Source organism: Arthrobacter sp. TWP1-1 (genome assembly GCF_049897845.1).
Lineage (GTDB): Bacteria > Actinomycetota > Actinomycetes > Actinomycetales > Micrococcaceae > Specibacter.
In genome coordinates this window covers 18,630-39,921 of the sequence record NZ_JAFCXC010000005.1, presented here as the reverse complement: position 1 = coordinate 39,921, position 21,292 = coordinate 18,630, and the positions used below count along the sequence as shown (strand labels likewise).

Below are 21,292 nucleotides of genomic sequence, written 5' to 3'. Positions count from 1 at the left end.
AGATTCATGTTGCTTAGCCGGTTCGGCTACTTCCCCAGACGGCGACCCCAGTCACCGTTCCCCAGTTTTCTGTCTTAAACGCCTGACCATGCTCCCTAAAGTGTGCCGGAAACCCCCAAAGAGGTGCAATGGGGAGCACTCCCCACCCTGTGGGCGGGGAGTGCTGGCAGCGTGTTAGCAGGAGATTCCGGCACCCCTGCTGACCTCTCGCTCAACCGTATTTTCTTTGGACGTTCCACCCCTGACCCAACGGCCCGCCTGAGGGCCGTCGGACATGACGTACCAGTCACTGTGACTTCCTGAGGCACACCCGCTGACAGTCACCCAACCATCAGCCCTGTCCAGCCACTTGCCGCCAAGGTCGACGTCGCCGCCAGGAGATTCGGTGGTGCCACAGTAGAGTTTTCCATTAGGTGCGCGGTAGAAATTGCCGCCTTCGCCCGGGCCCTGGGTGCAGGAGTGGAACGTGCCGTAAAGGACGCGCACTTTTGTGACGGGCGGCGGCGGCGGCGGATCCGGTTCTGCTCCCGACGTCGAGGTCGCCGTAAAGGCCGCACCACATCCACCAATGTTGCACGCCCTCACGCCTAGGGTGACCTCTTCGTTATAGCTTCCGGTGTTGGTGGTGTAACTCAAGGCACCCCCGCGGTCCACCCATCCCGCGCCATTGAGGCTACTTTCGTATCGGGTAATGGCACTACCGTTGTTGTTGGCAGCCGTCCACGTCCAGCTGACCTTTTTGACTCCCTGGCTGGCAGTACTTCCAGTGACCGATGTCTGACCCGGCACTCCGTAAGGCTTCACGATTGGCGAGGGCCCGGAGGAATCACCCACCGAACTCTGTGAGCCGGCACTGGCGCGGGCGCGGACCGTGGCGTAGACCGCAGCCCCGTTGGGAGAGGCGAGCTTGACGCCCGAAGGCACGCCGCACTGTTCTCCGCCGCCTGTCGATAGTGTCACGCAGTAGGTTGCTTCATTGGCCGCATAGCCCCTCAGCTGGGTGGAATTCAAGGGTGAGTAAGTCACGACGACGAAACCACCTGCACCATTCTGGTCAGCGATTTGAATTGTGGGCGGGCTCATCGTATCTACCTTGCCGACCGCGCGCTGCGGCGAGGATGCCGGACTGGACGCACCCGTGCCGGCCTTGTTTGTGGCGGTCACGGAAAAGGTGTACGGCTCGGTGGAATTGTTGACAGTCACCGTTTGGCTATTGGTGGTGGGCGTGTAGCTTCGGGCCGCCTCACCGCCGCCACTCTGCGTCAGGGTGTACTTGGTGACTGTAGCGCCGTTGTTGTAAGGCACATTCCATTGAACGCCGATTTGATTCTGGCTTCCCACCTGCGCCAGTACCTGCACTGTAGGCGCGGCCGGCGCAGAAGGCTCACCGGCAGGAACCACCGAGGCTGAATACGCGCTCCATTCCGACGGCTTCGGTGCCTTGTTGATGGCCTGGACACGGAACTGGTACTCGGTGCCGTTTTCCAGCCCCGGCCAAATCAGCGAATTGCCTGTGACCTCGGGTTTCTGGCCGTTTTGTCCAGCAGGTGCAGGGGAAATTTCCACATTGAACTTGGTGACCGGCGTGAACTCGCCCACCGGGGTCACCCATCTAACTGTCACCGACTTATCACCAAAGGTGGTTGTCGGAGCTGCCGGCGCGTCAGGCATCCGGTCAGGCATGGCCGCGGCCGACACGGGCGATGCCGCCGATGTGGCCACAGCGTTGCTTGCCGTCACAGAGAACTTGTATTCCGTTCCATTTTTCAGCCCCGTAATGGTGCAGGTGTTGGTTGAACAATCCTGGGTGCCACCGGTCCAGCTCACCGTGTACTTGGTGATGGGCGATCCGTTGTCTGCCGGCGGGTCCCACTTCAGCAGAACAGCGTGATCCTTCTCCTCCACAACCTGTGGTTTCGTGGGTGCGTCGGGCTTGCCCTTGATGACAATACGGATCCGCCCTGTTGCGTGGCGGTTTTCATCCTTGGTCTTGTCTTCCACGGTGTACCGGACCACAACAGTTCCCTTGTAGTCGTCATTACTGTTGACCGTGACAGAGTCGGCCGTGTGCGCGACTGTGATCCCCGCACTTCCCGTCTCCGTCATGGTGTCCACGACTGTCAGGGGTGTGTCAGGGAACGGGTTGACGTCGTTCGCGAGAACCTTGACTACCTCCGAGCGGCCTGCATGTGCTTCAAGGACAACGTCCTCGTTGGCCACCGGCTGTGGCAGCGAGGTCGATGTCGCCCGTAGGATCACCTCGGCAATTACCGGTTCGTTGGTACCGTCACTGACGCTGAGCTGCACGGTGGCCTGCTCCCCCACCTTGGTGCCGTCCCGCTGTTTTGCCGTCAGGACGGTGCCGGAGAAGGAAACCTCGAAGTTGCCCGGCTGGTTGCCAACCATGGCGTACTTGAATTTCTCTTTGTCACCTGGATCGATGTCGAAGGCCATGGGGCCAACGTCTACAGTTGCCTTTTCCTGCTGTGCCACGTCCAAACTGGATCCGGTGAAGGTTGGCGGAGTATTCTTCTTCACTTCCTCCTCCGGCTTGTCCTCCTCCTCTTTCTTAGCGACAGGAGCAGGATCGACCAAGGTCATGACCGTCAAGGTGGATTTGAGGCCGGCCGGATCGTCGGGGCCCGTACCGTCTGTGACCTCGAAGGTGATGGAGCCAGGTCCGTAGAACTTGATGTCTGAGGCATAGTTGACGCCAGCTCCGTCGCCAACAATAACGTCGTCTTTGCCAGCTCCGACGAAGGAGATCTTTGAGGCCTCGGTCAACCGCGGCGTGCGCCCTTCCCTGACTTGGACGTAGTCCGAGAGCTTCATGACAGCACTTTCGCCAGCTGTCATGCGGATGACCTCTGTGCTCTTGAGTACCGGATACTGCTTGTCCTGTCCCGGGACCCAAATGACAGCAGTGGATGTCAGGCCATCCTGATCCGTGACGGTGTAGGGAATCATCTGTTCCTGCGGAGCCAAGACGATCCGCACGGCACCCCCGGCTGAGACTGACGCCGATTCGCTGTTCTTGCCAGCCACGGCTTCAATGCTGACAGTGAGATCCTCGGTCACGCCGTCGGGGTCCGCGTCATTGTCCAACACGGGAACGTCAACGGTGTTTTTGCCCAGCATTTGCTTCACGGTAACTCGGTCATCGCGGGCAATGGGTGCCTTGAGTGCGGCATCGGGAGTGACGGTCATACGCACGTTGCCTGTTGCCTGGGCGCCGAACTTGTCCGCGACCGTGTACAGCATGGTGGCGATGCCCGGCTCCATGGGCGAGGTCAAGATCAGCTTTCCCTTGTCGGTTACCGTCGGCGCCATCTCCACAGGGCCTTGGAACGCTTCCTTGACCAAGCCAAGCTGTCCGCCGTCGGGGTCTGAATCATTCAACAGGACATCCAAGGCAACGTTGCGGCCGGGACGCAGGGTGATGTAATCGTCTTCGGTCACGGGCGGGTGGTTGACCGCCAGCGGAGGCGCAATACCCACTTCAACCCTTGCGGTGGCTTCAGCACCGAGCCGGTCCCGAACCTTGTAAGTGAAGGAATCGGTCCCCGCGGAGCTGCCGCCAGCGGTGTAGTAAATGAATCCATTGCCCGTTTCGGCGGTACCTAGGGCCGGACCCTGGTCCACTCCCACGAGCTCAACGGAGTCCCCCTCGGGGTCAATTCCGTTGAGGGGAACGGAGATTCTCACCTGGTCCCCTGCGATGACACGGCCAGTGAGGTTCTTCGGGGCAGGCGGCAGATTGTGCTCGGGATCTGCGGCCACAATGGTGATGGTGACCTGGGCAGAGTTAAATTGGCCGGTACTGTTGGCCACCTTGTAGACACCCTGCACCGTCTTGGGCGTGGGCCCGGCGATGAAGCGGAGCTGATTTTGATCGGCGAAAAGTTTTCCCAGGGATTCGTCCGGTGTTTCAACCACAACAGGTGACTTCAGCACTTCGCCATTGGGGTCGGTGTCATTTTCGAGAACCGGAATGCTGACCACGTCGCCAACCCGTACGACGGCGGTATCGGGTTCCACGCGCGGCGGCATCAACTTGTCCGGCGCAGGAATGCGAACGACGGAGATTTCCCCGACTGCATTTCCGGCACCGTTGGAGATGGTGTATTTGATGCTCATCTTGTCCTTCAAGCCCCGGACATCCGTGAGCTTGATGATGTTGCGTTCAATGATCGTCGCCGAGACCTCCGAGCCCGGAGGCAATTCCACTGACTGGATGACCAACACACCACCGGAGGGATCGGAGTCATTGCCGAGTACATCGACAAGCGCAGACCCACCCGAAGGCAGCATCACTAGGTCCTTGACCGCAACTGGAAGACCCTGCGAGTCCGCTGCCTCAACGTTGATACGGATCAAACCGCTTGCGCTCATGGGTCCGTTGGTGACCTGGTATTCCAGATAGACGGCCCCCTCGGTCTTGGAGGTAAAAGTCACTGTGCCGTTGTCAGCGATTTCCGAAACCGTGGCACTGGCCAACTTTGACACGCTGGCAAGGCGCAACTTGCCGCCAGCTGGGTCCTGGTCATTCTTCAAGGGAGCCAGTACCACCGGCTCCCCCACCACGGCCTTGAAGAAATCGGCGTTGGCAACCGGAGGAACACTGCCGGCCGTCTTGACGTTGACCTTGATTTTTTTCTCGACAATGTCGATGCCGTCGGAGACAGAGACGGTCATGGTTTTCATGCCAATGTTTTCACCATCGTCGGTGTAGCTAAGCTCTCCGTCGGGGGTGGATTTTATGACGGCAGATTTGTCATCCGAGACAGCCCCGATGAGGTAAATGTCGTCGCCATCCGGATCGGTCCAGTCGGTCAGGACGTTTTGGCGCATGGTCTGACCTTGCTCCACCACCAGTGTGGAGTCCCGCATGGTGTTCGGCGGCGTATTCTCCCCGGCCGGAACAATCTTCAGATTGACGGAGGCTGAGGAGGTTCCCCCACGGCCGTCATTGACGGTATATGAAAATTGACCTGCTCCAGAGGCCGTGTCCGGGACAGCAATCTGCAAACCGGTGCCCTCGTAAATGGAGGCCACCGCTCCCAGCTCAGGCGCGACGGCGGGAGGATCCACCGTGAGTACGTCGCCGTCCGGATCAGAATCGTTAAACAGGACAGGCAGGATGGTCGTCCGCCCGGCTCGGACACCGAAGGAATCGGCCACGGCTTCCGGCGGCCGGTTCGGCTTGGTGCGGTCCGGCAGTGTGTTGACCACGTTGGGGTCAGCGGAATCCTTCTCAGCGTTGTCTGCCTTTTTCAGGTCCGTCTTGAGGTCATCCCAGTTGTTGACCAGCAACATGTTCTGGTTGACGAGCCACACATTGCCGGTATTGACATCATTGAGCACCACAACGTCACGGTTCTTGCGGAACACGAACTCGGAGTTGCCGCCGGCCTTCGGGATGTCGATCAGGTCTCCGCTGCCGTCGCAGGCAAGGATATACTTGTTGGCCCCCGACCATGCCGCATGCACGCAACCGTTTTGCACCACTGGTGCCACCGCTTTTCCAGTGCCGCCTAGTTCCACAACCTTCGCGGCGGAACCATCCAGTGGCTGGGTGAAGAGCGCAGTTGGAGTCTCCAACGCAGCAAAATCGCCCTCTCCAGTGGCTTGGGCCAGCAGTCCGCCTTGCGCGTTGTCAACGGTGACGGATTTGCCTCCCGGGAGGAAGAGCTTCCCCGCAGCAGGGGCGAATATCACGGGCTTGCCGCCCGCAACAGTAATCTGTACCTCTCCCGGACCGGCCAAGCCCTCGATGGTCGCGCGCTCCTGGGAGGCGACCTTCCCGGCGTCGTTCATGACGGTGGTAACTAGCTCGCCGGCCTGAGCGTCAACAGTATAAATAGTGTCATCGGGGGCAGCTACCGAAACAGCGCTGCGCAAGCCAGCGACGATCGGGATGGAGGTTTTATCGCTGAAACCTGGCACGTCAGAGTTGGCCATGGCCCAGACCTTGCCCGCGCCGGAGTCGCTCAACGAGACAATGTTTGTGCCTTGGGAAATTTGCTTGCCACCGCCCAGGGCAGTCTCGGAATCCATGGCCATCATGGCGAGATTCACGGGGTTCAGCAGGGATCCGCCGTCGCCATTCATGAATACATGGCCGGCATTTTGGACGACGTCGAAGGTGGTGGTCGTGGCGGTGAACCCGCCGTCGAGGACCTTGGATTGGTCGTTGAGGTGCCCCACCAGGCCGTCGACGCGGTTGGTCACCCAGACGCTACCGTCGTTGAGATCCACATCGGCGGTGGCGAAACCTGGGTATACGACTGCCCCGGTGATCACGGCCGCCGAGAGGACCATCGCCGCAGAAGCCGTGAGCAATTGTTTTTTATTGGAGGATTTAGTGAAAAGATCGCTCAACGCCATGACAAACCTTTGCTTCCCCACAAGCTTGGGAGAATCGGGTAGGAACAAATACCGGGACTCTCGATAAAGCCACCAAACGTATCTTACCGGATTGATCCATATGATGGCGAAACATATTTCTCACGGTTTACACGGACCGGATGGCCTGTCTTTCTATCGCTCCGGCACCCATGATGGGGCATCTGCCCCGGCTCCGGTGAGCGCGTCGCAGCGGACAAATTGGTTGCCAATCCGGGTCAAGGCGCACTGTGACCCCGTGGGGAGTTGGACGATGCCGGCCCGTGTGCCCGGATCCTGCATTGCCGATGCTGGCGCCGGGAGCGCGAAAGCAGCAAACAGCAGGATTGCTGCCAAGGCTGCCCAGCGCGATGAACTACGCTTCGTAATCACTGTCTTGCCTTTCGATACCACTGTCTTGCCCTTCGATGGCGGGTGGACTAGTGACTCAACCCTCCTCTTGAGCACTTACTCGGGCATCGGGATCGAATCCTTAGAAAGTCCAAGGAAATCCTCATTTTTGTGCCCTCGTTTCCGCCGTACAGTGCGAAAATTGTAGTGTGAGCGAGAACGAGGGCGTTCAGGGCGCAGACATCGTGGGCCGGGCCAAGGAACTCGAGTTTCTGGGCGCGTTTCTGGCCAGCGCCACGGCCGGTTCAGCCGGTACGCTCATCGTTTCTGGCGATCCCGGCGTCGGGAAAACGGCACTTGTTCAGCACGCCTGCCTGTCCCCCACATTCTTGGGACGAGTCTTCACCGGCGCCGGCCTACCGCTGTCGGCAACATCCATCCCGTTTCTCGCCCTGCGTACAGCGTTCCGTGTTGCTGACGAGTTCGACGGCGTCCCGCTACTGGCGCTGCCGCCGTCCGGCGAAGCACCATGGGCTCTGCCAATGGTGATTGACAGCTGGCTTGAACAACTTTGCCAACGCCGGCCCGTGGTCCTGGTCATCGACGACCTGCAATGGGTGGACCAAAGCACCCTCGATGTGCTGATGTATCTGATTGCCGGTCCTGCCAACAGACGCCTGGCCATCATCGGCACGCTTCGCGCTGGCGACGTTGGCGAGCACCATCCTCTCCAGCGCTGGCTAGCAGATGTTCGGCGTATGCCAAGGATTGAGTCACTGTATCTTGGCCCTTTGGATCGGCCGGATACTGAATCTCAACTAGCAAGCCTTTTAGGCGCACCGCCGCATCAGTCGCTTCTTCAGGAGGTCTTTGAGCATACGGCCGGGAACGCCTACCTGAATCGCTTGGTTGTTACGGGACTGGGACCAGAAACCCACCAATTGCCTACAGAGCTACCGGCCGATTTGAAGGGCGCGGTCTTACGGTCCTGGCGTGGACTGTCCCAGGACGCCCGGCGCATCACCCAACTCATGGCTGTGGGTGGACGGCCCCTGCCGTCTGCTGATCTTGGCGCAATCGCGCAGCTAAACGGTGGTCCCAAGGGCGTCCTGTCAATGCTGCACGAGGCGGCTGATGCGGGCATTGTCGAGAGCAATGCTGATGGGAGCCGCTGGTGGTTTCACCATCCACTCATCGCAGAGGTCCTCCAACAAGGACTGGATGGCGACGAGAGGATGAAGTGGCATGCCCTTTTTGCCTCCCATGCTGAATCCAGGTTGGCCGGTCTGGATGACCCGGATTTCGAATCTCTGGCATCCTTGGCCGATCACCACTACCTGTGCGGACATTCCGAAGCCGCCTACCGGTGGGCCCTGCGTGCATCAGCTGCTGCGGGGGCAAATGGCGGGGCCGCTGGAATGCTGGGCTTGTTGCGGCGCGCGGTGCGTCTCCACGGCGAAGTCCTTGACCCTGATGAAAGCAAGCGTGAGCTGTGGGTGAGGCTGCGCATCGCTGCCGAGGTGACTGGTGTGCCCGAAATTGAGCTAGAAGCCGTGGAGTCATTGCTGGCCGACACCGATTTCACGAAACACCCGCTCGATGCCGCCGAACTGCTGGTGCGGCGTGTGCTGCTTCGCTTTTCAACAGGCCGGGAGTTCATTTCTCGAAGCGATTTGCATCAGGCCGTTCAGCTGAGCTCCTCGAATCAACAAAGCTGGCAGTATGCCTACGCTCTGGCCGAGTACGCCCACGTGGGGCTCTGGAAGGATGATCCGGAAGCGCCGGCGCTGGCTGCAATGTCCCTCGCCGTAGCAAGGGGCGCAGGAAATCCGCGAGCCCTTTCGTACGCCCTGACAGCAAATTCCATGGCGTCGCTCCTTGGCGGCCAGCCCGAGAGGGCCCGGATTCTGGCCGCGGAAGCTGCCATCGCGGCTGCCGAGGCCCGAGACTTCTGGGCTCTGCTTCACGCCACAGTCTGGCAGGCCAATGCAACGGAAGCGTGGACCAGCCAGGTGTTCGCAGATCTCATGCGAGCGGGCCGCGAACGGCTGACCGAACTTGGCTCCCCGCACGTGTATCTGGCTAAGATGGCCGCCGATGAGGCGAGCAGCTATCTAGCCATTGGCCGCTGGAAGGAGTGCATGGCCGCCCTGCGTGTGGCACTGGGTTCGGACCCGGGAGCCATGGGTGACGTTGCTGCCCGGCTGACGGCAACCCGACTCGCGGCTTGGCAAGGCAGGCAGTCTGTTGCCGAGGCCCACTTGGCACGGGCCGAGGAGATCTACTCGCAATCTTCCATGTTCAACAACCTTGATTTCGACGCCGTACGTGCGGAGACGCTCCTTGCCGGCGGAAATCCGGGGGCCGCCTACTCTGCGGCGATGGCGGGACTGGAAGCCGACGGGCAGCCACCCACCATGTGCGAATGGCTCCTTCCCCTAGCGGCACGGGCCTTGGCGGACCAGATCCAAGAGGCCCGGGACGAAGGCCTGCCGGTCACCGAGTTGTTGGCCTGTACCAACGAACTAGTGCTGAAATTCCCATCCGCACTGCAGGAATCCGGGGTCGCCACCGCGTTTTACAGTCAACAAGTGGCGGCCTTCAATCTGCTCTATCAGGCCGAAATTGGCCGGGCCCGAAAGAGTGCAGGCAACGCAAAGCATTGGATACGCGCAGCCGACGCCTGCGGGTTGGCCACCTTGCGGTGGGAAGAATGCTACTGCTGTTGGCGGGCCACGGAATCATTGTTGCTGCATGGCCACTCGCTGCGCCCGCTGGCTTCCGCCGTGCTCCGTTGGGGACTCACCCTGGCAGAAGAACTTCAGGCCCTTCCCATTCGGGATCATTTGCTCACGCTCGCCACGGATGCACGGATATCTGTCAACAGTCCGGTGATTAACGCAGTTATGCAAGTTCACGCGGTGCTGCCCGGCCTGACTCGCCGGGAGCGTGAAATTCTTGAGTTCGTCATCCTAGGAAGGACCTATTCGGAAATTGCCGATGCGCTAGTTATCAGCCAGAAGACCGTCAGCACCCACATCTCGAATCTCTTGCGCAAGACAGGCGCCTCAAACCGGATCGACCTCACCCGGCTGGCGACGCGGCCCGCACGGTGAACCACCCGTGCGGTGAACCACCCTTGCGGGTTAGTCCACCACCAAGCCCTTGCCCGTGCCGCGCGAGAGCAGTACAGGGGCGATCTCACCGAAGCCGCGCACGTTTTCCACGGGCAGCTGGGTCAGGATGAACCGGTCATCGTTGGTCAACGCCGACGCGGTGACTGAATCAATGAGCACGGTGCCGGGCTCAGCCAGCGAGGTCAACCGGGCAGCAAGGTTCACGGTGGGACCGTAAATATCACCGAGGCGCGAGAGGACACGGCCCCACACCATGGCGACGCGAGCCTCGGGCAGGAAGTCATCGGCTGCCATCGCCTCGGCTAGGGCCAAGGAAATCTGAGCCCCTGCAACGGGCGTCTCGCAGTTGTAAAGGACTTCATCGCCGATGGTCTTGACCAGGCGACCGCCGCCGACACTGATGATCTCGGCACAGATATTCTCAAAACGCTGCACCAAGCGGGCCAACGTCTTTTCATTCATCCGGCGCGATAGCGAGGTGTAGCTAACCATGTCGGCGAAGCCCACGGCACGGGCCAGGGGCAGCGGCGCGTCATCCTCATCGCCGTCGCGCCCCAATTCACTCGCCGCCAAGCCTTCATGGGCGCGCACGGCCAGGCGCTGGATGCCTGCATTGAGCTGGCGTCTGTAGGAATACACCAAGAGTTCTTCCAGCGGCGCGATCAGGTTTGGCAGCTCGGAGACTACAGCGCGGCGAGCCTCGGCGTCACTGATGCCATGCTCGGCCACCAGATCTTCAACGAGAGCCTCAATCTGCCAGACAGCCATGCGGTCCGTCATCTGGCCGAAGGAGCGGGTGACGGAAATGGCGGTTTCCTCGGTCAGCAGGCCCTCGCGGACCATGGTGACGACAGTTCCCAGGGCCTCTTGGTCACGCGTGGTGAAGGCGACGTCGTCATCCCCAAGGTTGGGGAACCCCATGGCACGCCAAATTTTGCGTGCGGAAAGGAGGGAAACGCCAACACCGGCGGCGACGTCGCGGCGTTTGAGCGTCCGCTCTCCGCCGAGAAGTTGCGTTTCCAAGGCCCTAGTTTGGCTTCGTGTGGCAGGGCGTAGCAGCGGCTCGGGTGGATCAATGGTCTCTTCCAAGCTTGCGCAGCTCCTTTTCTGTTGTGCCAACCTCACCAGAATAGTCCTCTTGCTGGGGAGTTTGCTGAATGGACGCTCGGATAACCTTCGTCCAAGCATGTTGGACTTCCCCATTAAACCTGTTAAGTGAGGGAACTTCTGCAACTATGCGCATTGGTCCCCTGTACATGTGCAGTTGCAGGTCACCAGAACCGGCCATCCGTTGGCGCCACTTTTGCACTGGGCGAACTTCCTGGACCTGCTCCAGAACATGGATCTCCCGGATGCGGCCAAATGGCCCGCGTCGCACTAACAACCGCTGATCGGTCAGGATGTAGCGGGTTCCCGCCCAACGCAGGACTCGCCGAACTGGGTAGGCAATTAGCAGGAACAGCACAGCAGCGGCGACCAGAAACAGCGCTGGCTCTCGCAAGGTTTCGGCGCCGGAAGCCCACCGGGAAAAAGGGACGGGTTGCAATTTCGCCATTGCGGCCGAACCCGCAAAAATCAGCACCAACCCAACCGTGATGGGCCAAACGAGGATTCGTGAGTGTGGACGGCAACGGATCTCCACCTGCTCCTGATCCAACAGCCACTTAGGCATAGTGCACCGTGCCATCGGGGTCTGTCCGGCGCAGGTGGATCACATCCCCAGCACTCACGGAATGAACCGTGCCACCTTCATCACGCACTACCAAACTGCCATCCGTCTGCAGTGCCGTAGCGGTTCCCAGCAACATCTTTCCACCAGGCAATTCGACGCGCACCGGCTGGCCCAACGTGCCCATGAACGCTTCCATCAGCTGCAGAAGGCTCGGCCCCACACCCAAGGCACGCCCGGCATCGCCTCCCACGGCCACAAATTCCTTATACAGCTCAGCGAACTTGTTGAGGTAGGCGGGCAGCAAGACATTTCGATCCAAAATTTCTGCGCCCTCGACAAGCAACGACGTTGCTCGTTCTGTGGGCAACTGCTCGGCAGTCAGGCTGACGTTGACTCCCACGCCAACGACGACGCCGAGCCCCAGTTGGGCGCGCGGCCCCGCCATGGCCGCCGGCACGACTTGTGCAAGAATTCCTGCCAGTTTCCGACCCTTGACCACAACATCGTTGGGCCACTTGAGCTCGGCTGGCAGTCCCGTCAAGGTACGGAGAGAATCGCACAGGGCAACTCCGGCAAGGACCGAAAGCCATCCGTATCCGGTGTGGGCGAAGTCAGCTGCGCTTCCATCCGACCTTCCCTCCGACGTCAGGGCCTGCTCAGCCGGTCGAAGAAAAACGCTCGAGATCATGGCAGAGCCGACAGGTACGTCCCAGCTCCGACCAAGACGACCCTTGCCCGCTGGCTGTGCGTCGGCTATCAAAACGCTCAGATCCGGGCAGTGCAGGCTGTCATCCGCCGCACTTGCGGCCAAGTCTGTATTTGTTGAACCAGCGGAGGCAACAACGTCCACGCGGGCAAACTGGCCTTGAGGATACGTCAGGGCCGCCTTGAGGAGGGGTGCTTGCAAGGGCGCCGACTCTTGAGGAGTTGGGTCATTGGGAGTTACGGCACCGGTCATGGCTTCAATCCTATCGGCCAGCTACGACACGATCGTCAGAGCCAGCCTTTTGGAACCCAAGGTTTGTTTTGGCGGCCCTTCCAGCGGGCTAACTCTATTCATGTTCTTGGTCTTTGCGGAGCTTGGTGATGCGTTGCCAGGTGATGCGTTTCTTCAGCCATCTGGGGTATCTCGTGGGCCGGGTTTGTTCTTCCTGGGGTGGTTCATACGCTCCAGTCGGGGTGATCCAACCGACCCGCCCATCCTGAGTCAATGTCGGTGTCCACCCACGAATCCGAACCCCTTCACGCTGTGGTTCCTTGAACCGGCGATACACACCGTGTTTATCCTTGTCATCCTTGAAGTGCTTGAGCCCATGATGCTTCCTACACGCCGGCCGCGCATTCTCCCGGGTCGTCTTCCCACCCCGCTCGAATGGTACGAGATGATCAAACTCGGTATCCAAGATCGGATTCGAACAATTCGGGAAATAACAACTCCCCGCCATAGCCCGCAACACCTCCCGCTCCGCTTCTCGAAGCGTGTACCGCTCCGGATTCAACGGCAACATCTCCCCCGTCACCGGATCCGTGAAGACCCGCAGGAACGTCGAAGAACCAGCCAACAACTCCCTAGCAATATCAGCAGGAATCGGCCCACCCCCAGGACCAACAAGTTCACCCGGCTCATCGGTAAGGTTCAACAACCCCATCAACGGAACCGTGACCAACACGATCGCTTGCGGCAACGGCAGACCCGCCACCACACCACCAACCCGCAACCCTGCTAACTGATCCAGATACTCCTGCCCCGGATCCTCCACCACCCCATCAACAACCCCGTCCACATACCCAGACCCATCCCCCACCACCTCACCCACCAACAACACCACCCCATCCTCATCGACAGGCAAATCGCCAGAGAGCTCGCCAGTGGATGGTTCCTCGGTGGGTGGCTCCTCGGGCAACCCGTCCAGGAGTTGACCGCACAGAGGCTCGGGCTGCTCCGGCGACTCGGGCTCTTCAGGAGGATTCCCGAGCCAATGGTCCGGCGCTTCCTTAGACGGTCGTTCGTCGGGTGATGGTTCGGCCGGTGGTTCGAGTGGATCAGCAGCAGGGCTGGCCGCTTTCATAGCGCCACACTCGCCGGCCAAGTTATTGTTCACCTCGGTACCGTCACCTGGGGTCGGAATCCGCCCAGTAGGTTGCCCTGGGTCCCTGTGCGCCCACACAGGCTCTTCATCAATCAACCTCACCCCACCAAAACCCTGATCTCCAGGGCTCTGCCCGCTGGAGCCTTGACCACTGGTGCCCTGACTGGCGCCGTTGAGGCTACCGCTGCGGAAGAAACTCCCACCACCGGCACCGCTCGATGGCCTAGAAGTATCCGCGGTGAAAGGACTGGGGCTGGGGTTAGTGGTGGGGTTGGTGTAGCTATTACTCGGGAGGTCTTGACCCATCAGTAACTGGGCCGCGATATCAACACGCAGCTGAGCCAAAGTCCGGTGCTCCAGCAAATCCTCCCTAGATCCCCCTTCACCGGCGCCCCCTTGACCGGTGGCGCATTGACCGGCTTCGTTTCTTCTCGCGTAGTTAGCGGCGCGGTGTTCACGGCGGGCGTCGTCCTTGATCGCTCTAGCAATCCTGGTACACCGAGTCATGATCGGTTCCGCCGCGACCGTCGGGAGATAAAACGTCATCCACGACATCCCATCCCGACCCGACTCACAACTCAACCTGCGCTGAGCGAACGCTTTCTTCACCCGGACACTGATCGATCCCGGAAACAAAGACTCCCTAGCCCGGCGTGCTTTAGAAGCGAACCCGGCCGCCGTAGACCCGACCGCTAACACCAACAACCTCGCCTCGAACCCGGCCACATCCTCCCCGGTAACCCCCGCAGTTTCCTGCAAGGTCGTGATTTCATTGAGCATGATGCACGCATGCCGCCACGACACCACCCCAGAATCCAACGCCGCATACGTGTCCGGGTGGTGTCGTAAAAGATCAACACTGTGATGAGCCAACGCCGCAGCCGTGACCTCAGGAATCCGTAAAACCAACGCCATATTCGTCACCGCACTAGACTCCGCAATCCCTGACTGCCAAGAATCCAACTCCATCGCCACAGCCTCCACAGACGCTGCACCCAAGATGCGATCCATCAACGCCGCCTTACACGCAGCCAGAGCATCCTCCAAACCCTTCACCACCAACAACGCAGCGATCCCGGCGTCATACACACCACGAGCGACCACCAGCCGGGTCAACGGCTCCGGAACCGGCACCGGAAACGGAAAATGCCCCTCCAACCCCGCCAAAGCAGGATTGTCAGAGCCAAAGGGTTCAATGGAAGGAAGAGTAATCCCAGCGAGCAGCGCAGCCACATCCTGTGTGGCTTCATCACCCCGGTCCCCGGGGAAACACTCCCGACTACTCATACAACAACACTACCGGCACCGTAACCACACCGCAATAGATATTAGAAGAAATATTCTAAGAACTAGTACAAGGACCGAACCCGGGGTCTCGACAAGCTCGACCAATAGGAACGGCTGGCCAACACAAGCGTCAACCGTCACTGAGCCAGTCCACAAGATTGAAATCCGCCGACTTTGTAGGATTCCTACACACGAATGCGTACTTTTGGTTATTAGACTGTCAGTAGAGTTAGCCCCTTTGTGCGGTTCCCACTGTTGGGCTGCCAGCCTCCACCTACCGATCCGGAGTACCGATGAGCCACGATCTATCAACGACAGCAGGCAAAATTGCCGATTTCCGCGACCGGATGGCTCAAGCGGAGAAGCCCTCTGGCGAAGTGGCCGTTGAAAAGCAGCACGCCAAGGGCAAGAACACAGCACGCGAGCGCATCGATCTTCTGGTCGATCCCGATTCCTTCGTCGAGTTTGATGCACTTGCCGTGCACCGCTCCACTGCTTTCGGCATGGAGAACAAGAAGCCTCTGGGCGACGGCGTGGTCTCCGGCTACGGAACGGTGGACGGCCGGTTGGTCGCCATCTACAGCCAGGATTTCAGTGTCTACGGTGGTTCACTGAGCCAGGTCAACGGCGAAAAGATCGTCAAGGTCCAGGAATTCGCGCTCCGCAACGGCTGCCCGGTTGTCGGCATCAACGACGGCGGTGGCGCCCGCATCCAGGAGGGTGTGGCCTCGCTGGCCATGTTCGCCGATATCTTCCGCAACAACGTCCACGCCTCGGGCGTCGTCCCGCAGATCTCCCTCATCATGGGCCCGTGCGCCGGTGGTGCCGCCTACTCCCCCGCCCTGACCGATTACGTGGTCATGGTAGACAAGACCTCCCACATGTTCATCACCGGCCCCGACGTCATCAAGACCGTCACCGGCGAGGACGTAGACATGGAAACCCTTGGTGGCGCCCGCCAGCACAACAGCACCACGGGTACCTCCACCTACCTGGCCACGGATGAGAGCGACGCCATTGAGTTTGTCCGCGAACTCCTGGACTTCCTCCCCTCCAACAACCTTGCCGAGGCGCCCGTCACCGAGCATGAGCAAGAGTTGGAGCTCGACGACGGCGACCTCGCCTTGGATGCCCTGATCCCGGACTCGGCCAACCATCCGTACAACATGCGCGCCGTGATCGAGCAGATCGTCGATGATGCCCACTTCCTAGAAATGCAGGCCCTGTACGCACCCAACGTCATGATCGGCTACGGCCGCATTGAGGGCCACACCGTGGGCATCGTGGCAAACCAGCCCATGCAGTTTGCCGGCACCTTGGACATCAACGCGTCCGAAAAGGCCGCCCGATTCGTCCGCAATTGCGACGCCTTCAACATCCCGATCATCACCCTGGTGGATGTTCCCGGATTCCTGCCCGGCAAGGATCAGGAATTCCAGGGCATCATCCGCCGCGGCGCCAAGCTGCTGTACGCCTACGCAGAGGCCACCGTGCCGAAGCTGACGGTCATCACCCGCAAGGCTTATGGCGGAGCGTACATCGTGATGGGCTCCAAGAAGCTCGGCGCGGACCTGAACCTGGCCTGGCCCACAGCCCAGATCGGCGTTATGGGCGCCCAAGGTGCCGTCAATATCCTGTACCGCCGTGATCTGGCAGCCGTGGAGGCCGAGGGTGGCGACGTCGAGGCACGCCGCAGCGAGATCGTCCGCAATTACGAGGACGAACTCCTCAACCCGTACCAGGCTGCCGAATTGGGATACGTTGACGCGGTCATCGCCCCGAGCGACACCCGTATCCAGCTCATCAAGGGCCTGCGCGCCCTACGTGACAAGCGGGCCAGCCTGCCCGCCAAGAAGCATGGGAACATCCCGCTGTGACGGCCTCGGATCTCGACAAGCTCGATCAGCAAGCGGCAGCCGCACCGTTGCTCAACGTGACCCGCGGCAATCCCACCGCCGAAGAGCTTGCGGCCGTGACCGCCGTCGTACTTGCGCTGCAGTCCGGCAACGACGAAGACGGCCCCAAGGCACCCACCCGCCAGTGGGCCCGGCGCGCGCAGTTGAATATGCCGCCGCGGCCCGGCGCCGGTTCGTGGAGGCGTTCGGGGCGGTAGGCTCTTGGCATGACTTTGCCTGCACCGGCCGCCCGTGCCGCCACCGCCATTGACCACGTCGCGAACGCCTACACGGAAACGCTGCTTGCGCTGGATCCCGGATTCGCCACCGCACTTGGCCGTCCCGGGCATGAAAGCGAGTACCGCGATCACTCCCCCGCGGGCCTAAACGCCATGGCCGAGGCGGCCCGGGAGACGCTGGCGAAGCTGGCGGAGTTGACGCCGGCGGACGACGTCGACAAGGTCACTTTGCATGCCATGAACGAGCGGCTTGGCCTTGATCTCGAGCTGCACGAGAGTGGCTGGCCGTTGGCGGATTTGAACAACATTGCTTCTCCGGCGCAGGAAATTCGCGCTATTTTTGACCTCATGCCCACCGCCACGGTCGCTGATTGGGAGCACATCGCGGCACGGTTGACCAACGTTGCGGGCGCTGTTGATGGCTACATCGCCTCCCTGCGTGCCGGCGCCGAGCGCGGTTTGGTGGCGGCGCGGCGGCAGGTCCTCACCGTGATCGAGCAGTGCGAACGGCACGCCGCCACCGACGGTTTCTTCGTTTCCCTGGCCAGCGATGCCGAGCTGGATGCTCCTGCCGCTGCTTCAACGCCTGATGCACCTGCAACGGACGACGCCGGACGCGGACTTCCAGCCCACCTCACCGCTGCGTTGCTCGCCAATGCAGAGTTGGCCCGGGCAGGCTACGAATCGCTCGTGAACTATCTGCGCCAGGAGCTGCTGCCGTTGGCTCCGGCGGACGACGCCGTGGGCAGGGAGCGTTATTCACTCGCCTCGCGGCAATTCCTTGGCGCAACGGTTGATCTTGAGGAAACGTATGCGTGGGGCGTTGCCGAACTGGACCGCATCATTGCCGAGCAGGAGGTTGTGGCTGACACCATCAAGCCCGGTGCCAGCATCGCCGAAGCCAAGGCCATTCTCAATGCAGATCCCGCCCGCCAGTTGCATGGCACCGAGGCGCTCACGCAGTGGATGCAGGAGCTCTCCAACGCCGCTGTAAATGACCTTGCCGGCACTCAGTTCGATATCCCCGACATCATGCGGGCGCTGGAATGCCGCATTGCCCCCACGCAGGATGGCGGCATCTACTACACCGGACCGTCGGAGGATTTCTCCCGCCCGGGACGCATGTGGTGGTCGGTGCCAGTTGGCGAAGACTCCTTCACCACGTGGGCCGAAACCACCACGGTTTACCACGAGGGCGTGCCGGGGCATCACCTGCAGGTGGCCACGGCAACGTATCAATCGGCGCTCTTGAACGATTGGCGCCGGAACGTCTGCTGGGTCTCCGGCCACGGCGAGGGCTGGGCCCTTTACGCCGAGCGCCTCATGGATGATCTGGGCTATCTCTCCGATCCGGGCGACAAGATGGGCATGCTGGATGGCCAGCGCATGCGCGCAGCACGGGTGGTTTTCGACATTGGCGTTCACCTGCAGCTGCAGATTCCGGAGAGCTGGGGCTCGGGGACCTGGACACCGGAGAAGGGCTACGATTTCCTGGCCGCCAACTTGGACATCTCCGCCGGGCAGTTGGACTTTGAATTCAACCGGTACCTCGGCTGGCCGGGCCAGGCACCGTCCTACAAGATCGGGCAGCGGCTCTGGGAGGAAATCCGGGATGCCCGCTCAGCACGTGACGGGCATGCTTTCTCCCTGCGGAACTTCCACACTCAGGCGCTCAACATTGGCTCTGTGGGCCTTGACACCCTGAAGGTTGCCCTGTTGGACTGATGGCCCGTCAGCTCACGGTAGGCGCGTAATATTTGAGCATTTTTCGCGTCATACAAGGAAACACTAATTTCCTGGTGCTATTGTTCCGCGCCTACCGTTGAGCCATGACTTCCACAGCAATCACTCCCCCAGTGTCGAGGCTGCCCAAATGGGCCAGCTCCTTCGGCATTCAAATCATTGCGGCACTGATTGCCGGTTTGGCACTGGGGCTGCTCGCCCGCCAGCTGGGCGGGGATCCCGAGACGGATCCCAACGGCCTGGTCACCACCTTGAGCACCATCGGATCCAGCTACGTCTCGATCCTCAAGGCCGCTGTTGTTCCGTTGATCTTCACGGCGGTGGTGTCCTCCATTGCGAACCTTCGTCAGGTCACCAATGCCGCCCGGCTGGCCTGGAATACGCTGCTGTGGTTTGCCATCACCTCTTTGATCGCCGTGACAATCGGCATCTTCCTTGGTGTCCTGTTCCAGCCGGGCACCGGCACCGGAACGGCAACGCCTAAGGAATACACCGGTAAGTCCGGTGACTGGTGGTCCTTCCTGATTGGCTTGTTCCCCTCTAACTTCCTTGGCCTGAGCGCCTCAACGAAGGTTGCCGAATCCGGCGCCATGACCACCAGCGTCAGCTTCAACGTGCTGCAGATCCTTGTCATCGCGATCGTTGTCGGCATTGCCGCACTGAAGATCGGCAAGGCTGCCGATCCCTTCCTGAAGCTCAACGGTTCCGCACTTGCCGTGATCCAGAAGGTCCTGTGGTGGATCATCCGCCTCGCCCCGATCGGCACCGTCGGCCTTATCGGTAACGCCGTGGCAACCTATGGCTGGACCACCATCGGTTCACTGGGCAAGTTCACCGTGGCCATCTACCTTGGACTGGCACTTGTCATGTTCGTTGTGTACCCCGTGCTGATCAAGAGCCACGGCCTGTCCATCAAGCAGTACTTCTCCGGCGTGTGGCCGGCTGTCCAGCTTGGCTTCGTGTCCCGCTCCTCGATCGGCACACTTCCACTGACCCAGCGTGTGACCGAACGTAACCTTGGCGTCCCCCGGGCCTACGCTTCCTTCGCTGTGCCGTTGGGCGCCACCACGAAGATGGACGGTTGCGCCGCCATCTACCCTGCCGTTGCAGCGGTTTTCGTGGCGCAGTTCTTCGGTATTGACCTGACTCTGAGCCAGTACCTGCTGATTGTTCTGGTCTCGGTTCTTGGTTCAGCCGCGACGGCGGGCACCACGGGCGCCGTCGTCATGCTGACCTTGACCCTTTCCACGCTGGGACTGCCGCTGGCCGGCGTCGGACTTCTGCTGGCCGTTGACCCGATCGTTGACATGGGCCGCACTGCCCTCAACGTCGCCGGGCAGGCGCTGGTGCCGACCATTGTGTCTAAGCGTCAGGGCATCCTTGACGAGGAGCTGTACAACGCTCCCCGCAATGGCAACCCGTTCGCGGACGACGCCGATGACCTGCTGGCCGAGCTGAATCCTGGCGAGAAGTCCGACGGCGTGGATCCCCAGCGGGAGCCTGCCAACGCCTAGGAGAATCCGCCAAAAGGGGAGCATGTCACGCGACATGCTCCCCTTTTGTGTTTTCCCCGCCAAAGTACGACGGCGCACCCCTCACCCGCCGCTGCCGTTCGTTGACCCGTCAGATCACGCCGTTTAGAACGTTCTGAAGGGCATTATCTGACGGGTCAAAGCAGACTCAGGCATGCCCGACGGAACGCACCGCTACACGTCTTGGGTCGTCTTCTCAGTTACTGTGACCGATTCCCTCCCCTGAACCGTTCAGAGGCGGGATTTTTTTGTTTAGCGGGCGCCTAGTATGCCGTCTTGTTCAAATTGGCGCGCCATTCATCGAACGGATCGACGGCGCTGCCCGTATCGGGAGAAATTTGGGCCACCGGCATCAAGCTGCGGTTGTCCTGGCCGTCAAAGTACTGGTAGAAAAGCGCATCGTCGAAGCCGGCGTCGGCAGCGTCCTGGCGATCCGCAGCGAAGTAAACGCGGCCAATTCGGGCCCACAGCGACGACGCCAAGCACATGGGGCAGGGCTCGCAGCTGGTGTAAAGGGTGGCCCCTGACAAATCGAAGTTGCCGACCCCCTGGCAGGCGTTGCGGATGGCCGTCACCTCGGCGTGGGCCGTGGGATCAAGATTCGCCGTCACCCGGTTCACCCCCTCAAACTCACGCCCGTCCGCCGTGACGACAATGGCGCCGAAGGGGCCACCGTTGTTACGCACGTTTTCTGTAGCCAGCTGCACCGCCTTGGCCAGGTAATGCGCTGTCCGTTGTGATTCATCCATGAGGCCACTTCCTTGCTGTCTAGCTGTTGTCTTGCTTGTTGTTTGGAGCACCGGAGGATCAAAGATCCGGCAGTCCCTGTTGCCTAAAAAAGTTGTTCCGCAAATGGGCCGTCTGCAAGAGAAATACGACAAGATGAGACTAACAAGGTATCCGCGTCGAGGTCAGCGGTTATCCTGACAGCAATATCAGCACCATCAGCACTATCTGCGACG

The 21,292-nt window shown here is 60.7% G+C and carries 12 protein-coding genes; 5 read left to right on the top strand and 7 right to left on the bottom strand.

The window, feature by feature from the left end:
- Positions 1 to 174: 174 nt before the first annotated feature.
- On the bottom strand, positions 175 to 6,387 hold the full coding sequence (locus ACP7B9_RS10680; RefSeq protein WP_425863206.1) for an Ig-like domain-containing protein: 6,213 nt from the start codon (positions 6,385 to 6,387) through the stop codon (positions 175 to 177).
- A gap of 153 nt (positions 6,388 to 6,540) precedes the next feature.
- On the bottom strand, positions 6,541 to 6,777 hold the full coding sequence (locus ACP7B9_RS10675) for a hypothetical protein (protein ID WP_425863204.1): 237 nt from the start codon (positions 6,775 to 6,777) through the stop codon (positions 6,541 to 6,543).
- A 167-nt stretch (positions 6,778 to 6,944) separates the two neighbouring features.
- Here ACP7B9_RS10675 and ACP7B9_RS10670 point away from each other — a divergent pair, with 167 nt between their 5' ends.
- The gene (locus ACP7B9_RS10670) at positions 6,945 to 9,851 is read left to right on the top strand and encodes a helix-turn-helix transcriptional regulator (RefSeq protein WP_425863202.1); all 2,907 of its coding nucleotides are present in this window, start codon (positions 6,945 to 6,947) and stop codon (positions 9,849 to 9,851) included.
- A 30-nt stretch (positions 9,852 to 9,881) separates the two neighbouring features.
- Here ACP7B9_RS10670 and ACP7B9_RS10665 read toward each other — a convergent pair whose 3' ends face one another.
- From ACP7B9_RS10665 to ACP7B9_RS10650, 4 genes are all read right to left on the bottom strand, one after another.
- Positions 9,882 to 10,961 (bottom strand): adenylate/guanylate cyclase domain-containing protein, encoded by a 1,080-nt coding sequence (locus ACP7B9_RS10665; RefSeq protein WP_425863200.1) that lies wholly within the window; start codon positions 10,959 to 10,961, stop codon positions 9,882 to 9,884.
- Complete coding sequence (locus ACP7B9_RS10660; protein WP_425863198.1) at positions 10,945 to 11,544, bottom strand: PH domain-containing protein; 600 nt, start codon at positions 11,542 to 11,544, stop codon at positions 10,945 to 10,947. Before ACP7B9_RS10660 ends, ACP7B9_RS10665 begins: the two co-directional genes overlap by 17 nt.
- Positions 11,537 to 12,502, bottom strand: a complete 966-nt coding sequence (locus ACP7B9_RS10655; RefSeq protein ID WP_425863196.1) for a biotin--[acetyl-CoA-carboxylase] ligase — start codon at positions 12,500 to 12,502, stop codon at positions 11,537 to 11,539. Before ACP7B9_RS10655 ends, ACP7B9_RS10660 begins: the two co-directional genes overlap by 8 nt.
- Positions 12,503 to 12,596: 94 nt before the next feature.
- Positions 12,597 to 14,921 carry an HNH endonuclease gene (locus tag ACP7B9_RS10650; protein ID WP_425863194.1) on the bottom strand — a complete coding sequence of 775 codons (2,325 nt, stop codon included), beginning with the start codon at positions 14,919 to 14,921 and terminating at the stop codon, positions 12,597 to 12,599.
- Positions 14,922 to 15,214: 293 nt separating this feature from the next.
- Between ACP7B9_RS10650 and ACP7B9_RS10645 the strand changes: the two genes are divergently transcribed.
- The 4 genes from ACP7B9_RS10645 to ACP7B9_RS10630 all read left to right on the top strand — a co-directional run bounded on the left by ACP7B9_RS10645 (position 15,215) and on the right by ACP7B9_RS10630 (position 20,312).
- Positions 15,215 to 16,798, top strand: a complete 1,584-nt coding sequence (locus ACP7B9_RS10645; protein ID WP_425863192.1) for an acyl-CoA carboxylase subunit beta — start codon at positions 15,215 to 15,217, stop codon at positions 16,796 to 16,798.
- Entirely contained in the window at positions 16,795 to 17,034 is a 240-nt protein-coding gene (locus ACP7B9_RS10640; protein ID WP_425863191.1) for an acyl-CoA carboxylase subunit epsilon, read from the top strand. The genes ACP7B9_RS10645 and ACP7B9_RS10640 overlap by 4 nt, the downstream gene beginning before the upstream one ends.
- 9 nt (positions 17,035 to 17,043) lie before the next feature.
- Positions 17,044 to 18,780, top strand: coding sequence for a DUF885 domain-containing protein (locus ACP7B9_RS10635; RefSeq protein ID WP_425863190.1), 1,737 nt, complete (start codon positions 17,044 to 17,046; stop codon positions 18,778 to 18,780).
- 104 nt (positions 18,781 to 18,884) lie between these two features.
- Positions 18,885 to 20,312: a dicarboxylate/amino acid:cation symporter gene (locus tag ACP7B9_RS10630; protein WP_425863188.1), complete on the top strand. Its 1,428-nt coding sequence runs from the start codon at positions 18,885 to 18,887 to the stop codon at positions 20,310 to 20,312.
- Positions 20,313 to 20,593: 281 nt separating this feature from the next.
- Here the strand turns inward: ACP7B9_RS10630 and ACP7B9_RS10625 are convergent, their stop codons facing one another.
- Positions 20,594 to 21,079 (bottom strand): nucleoside deaminase, encoded by a 486-nt coding sequence (locus ACP7B9_RS10625; protein WP_425863186.1) that lies wholly within the window; start codon positions 21,077 to 21,079, stop codon positions 20,594 to 20,596.
- Positions 21,080 to 21,292: the final 213 nt, after the last annotated feature.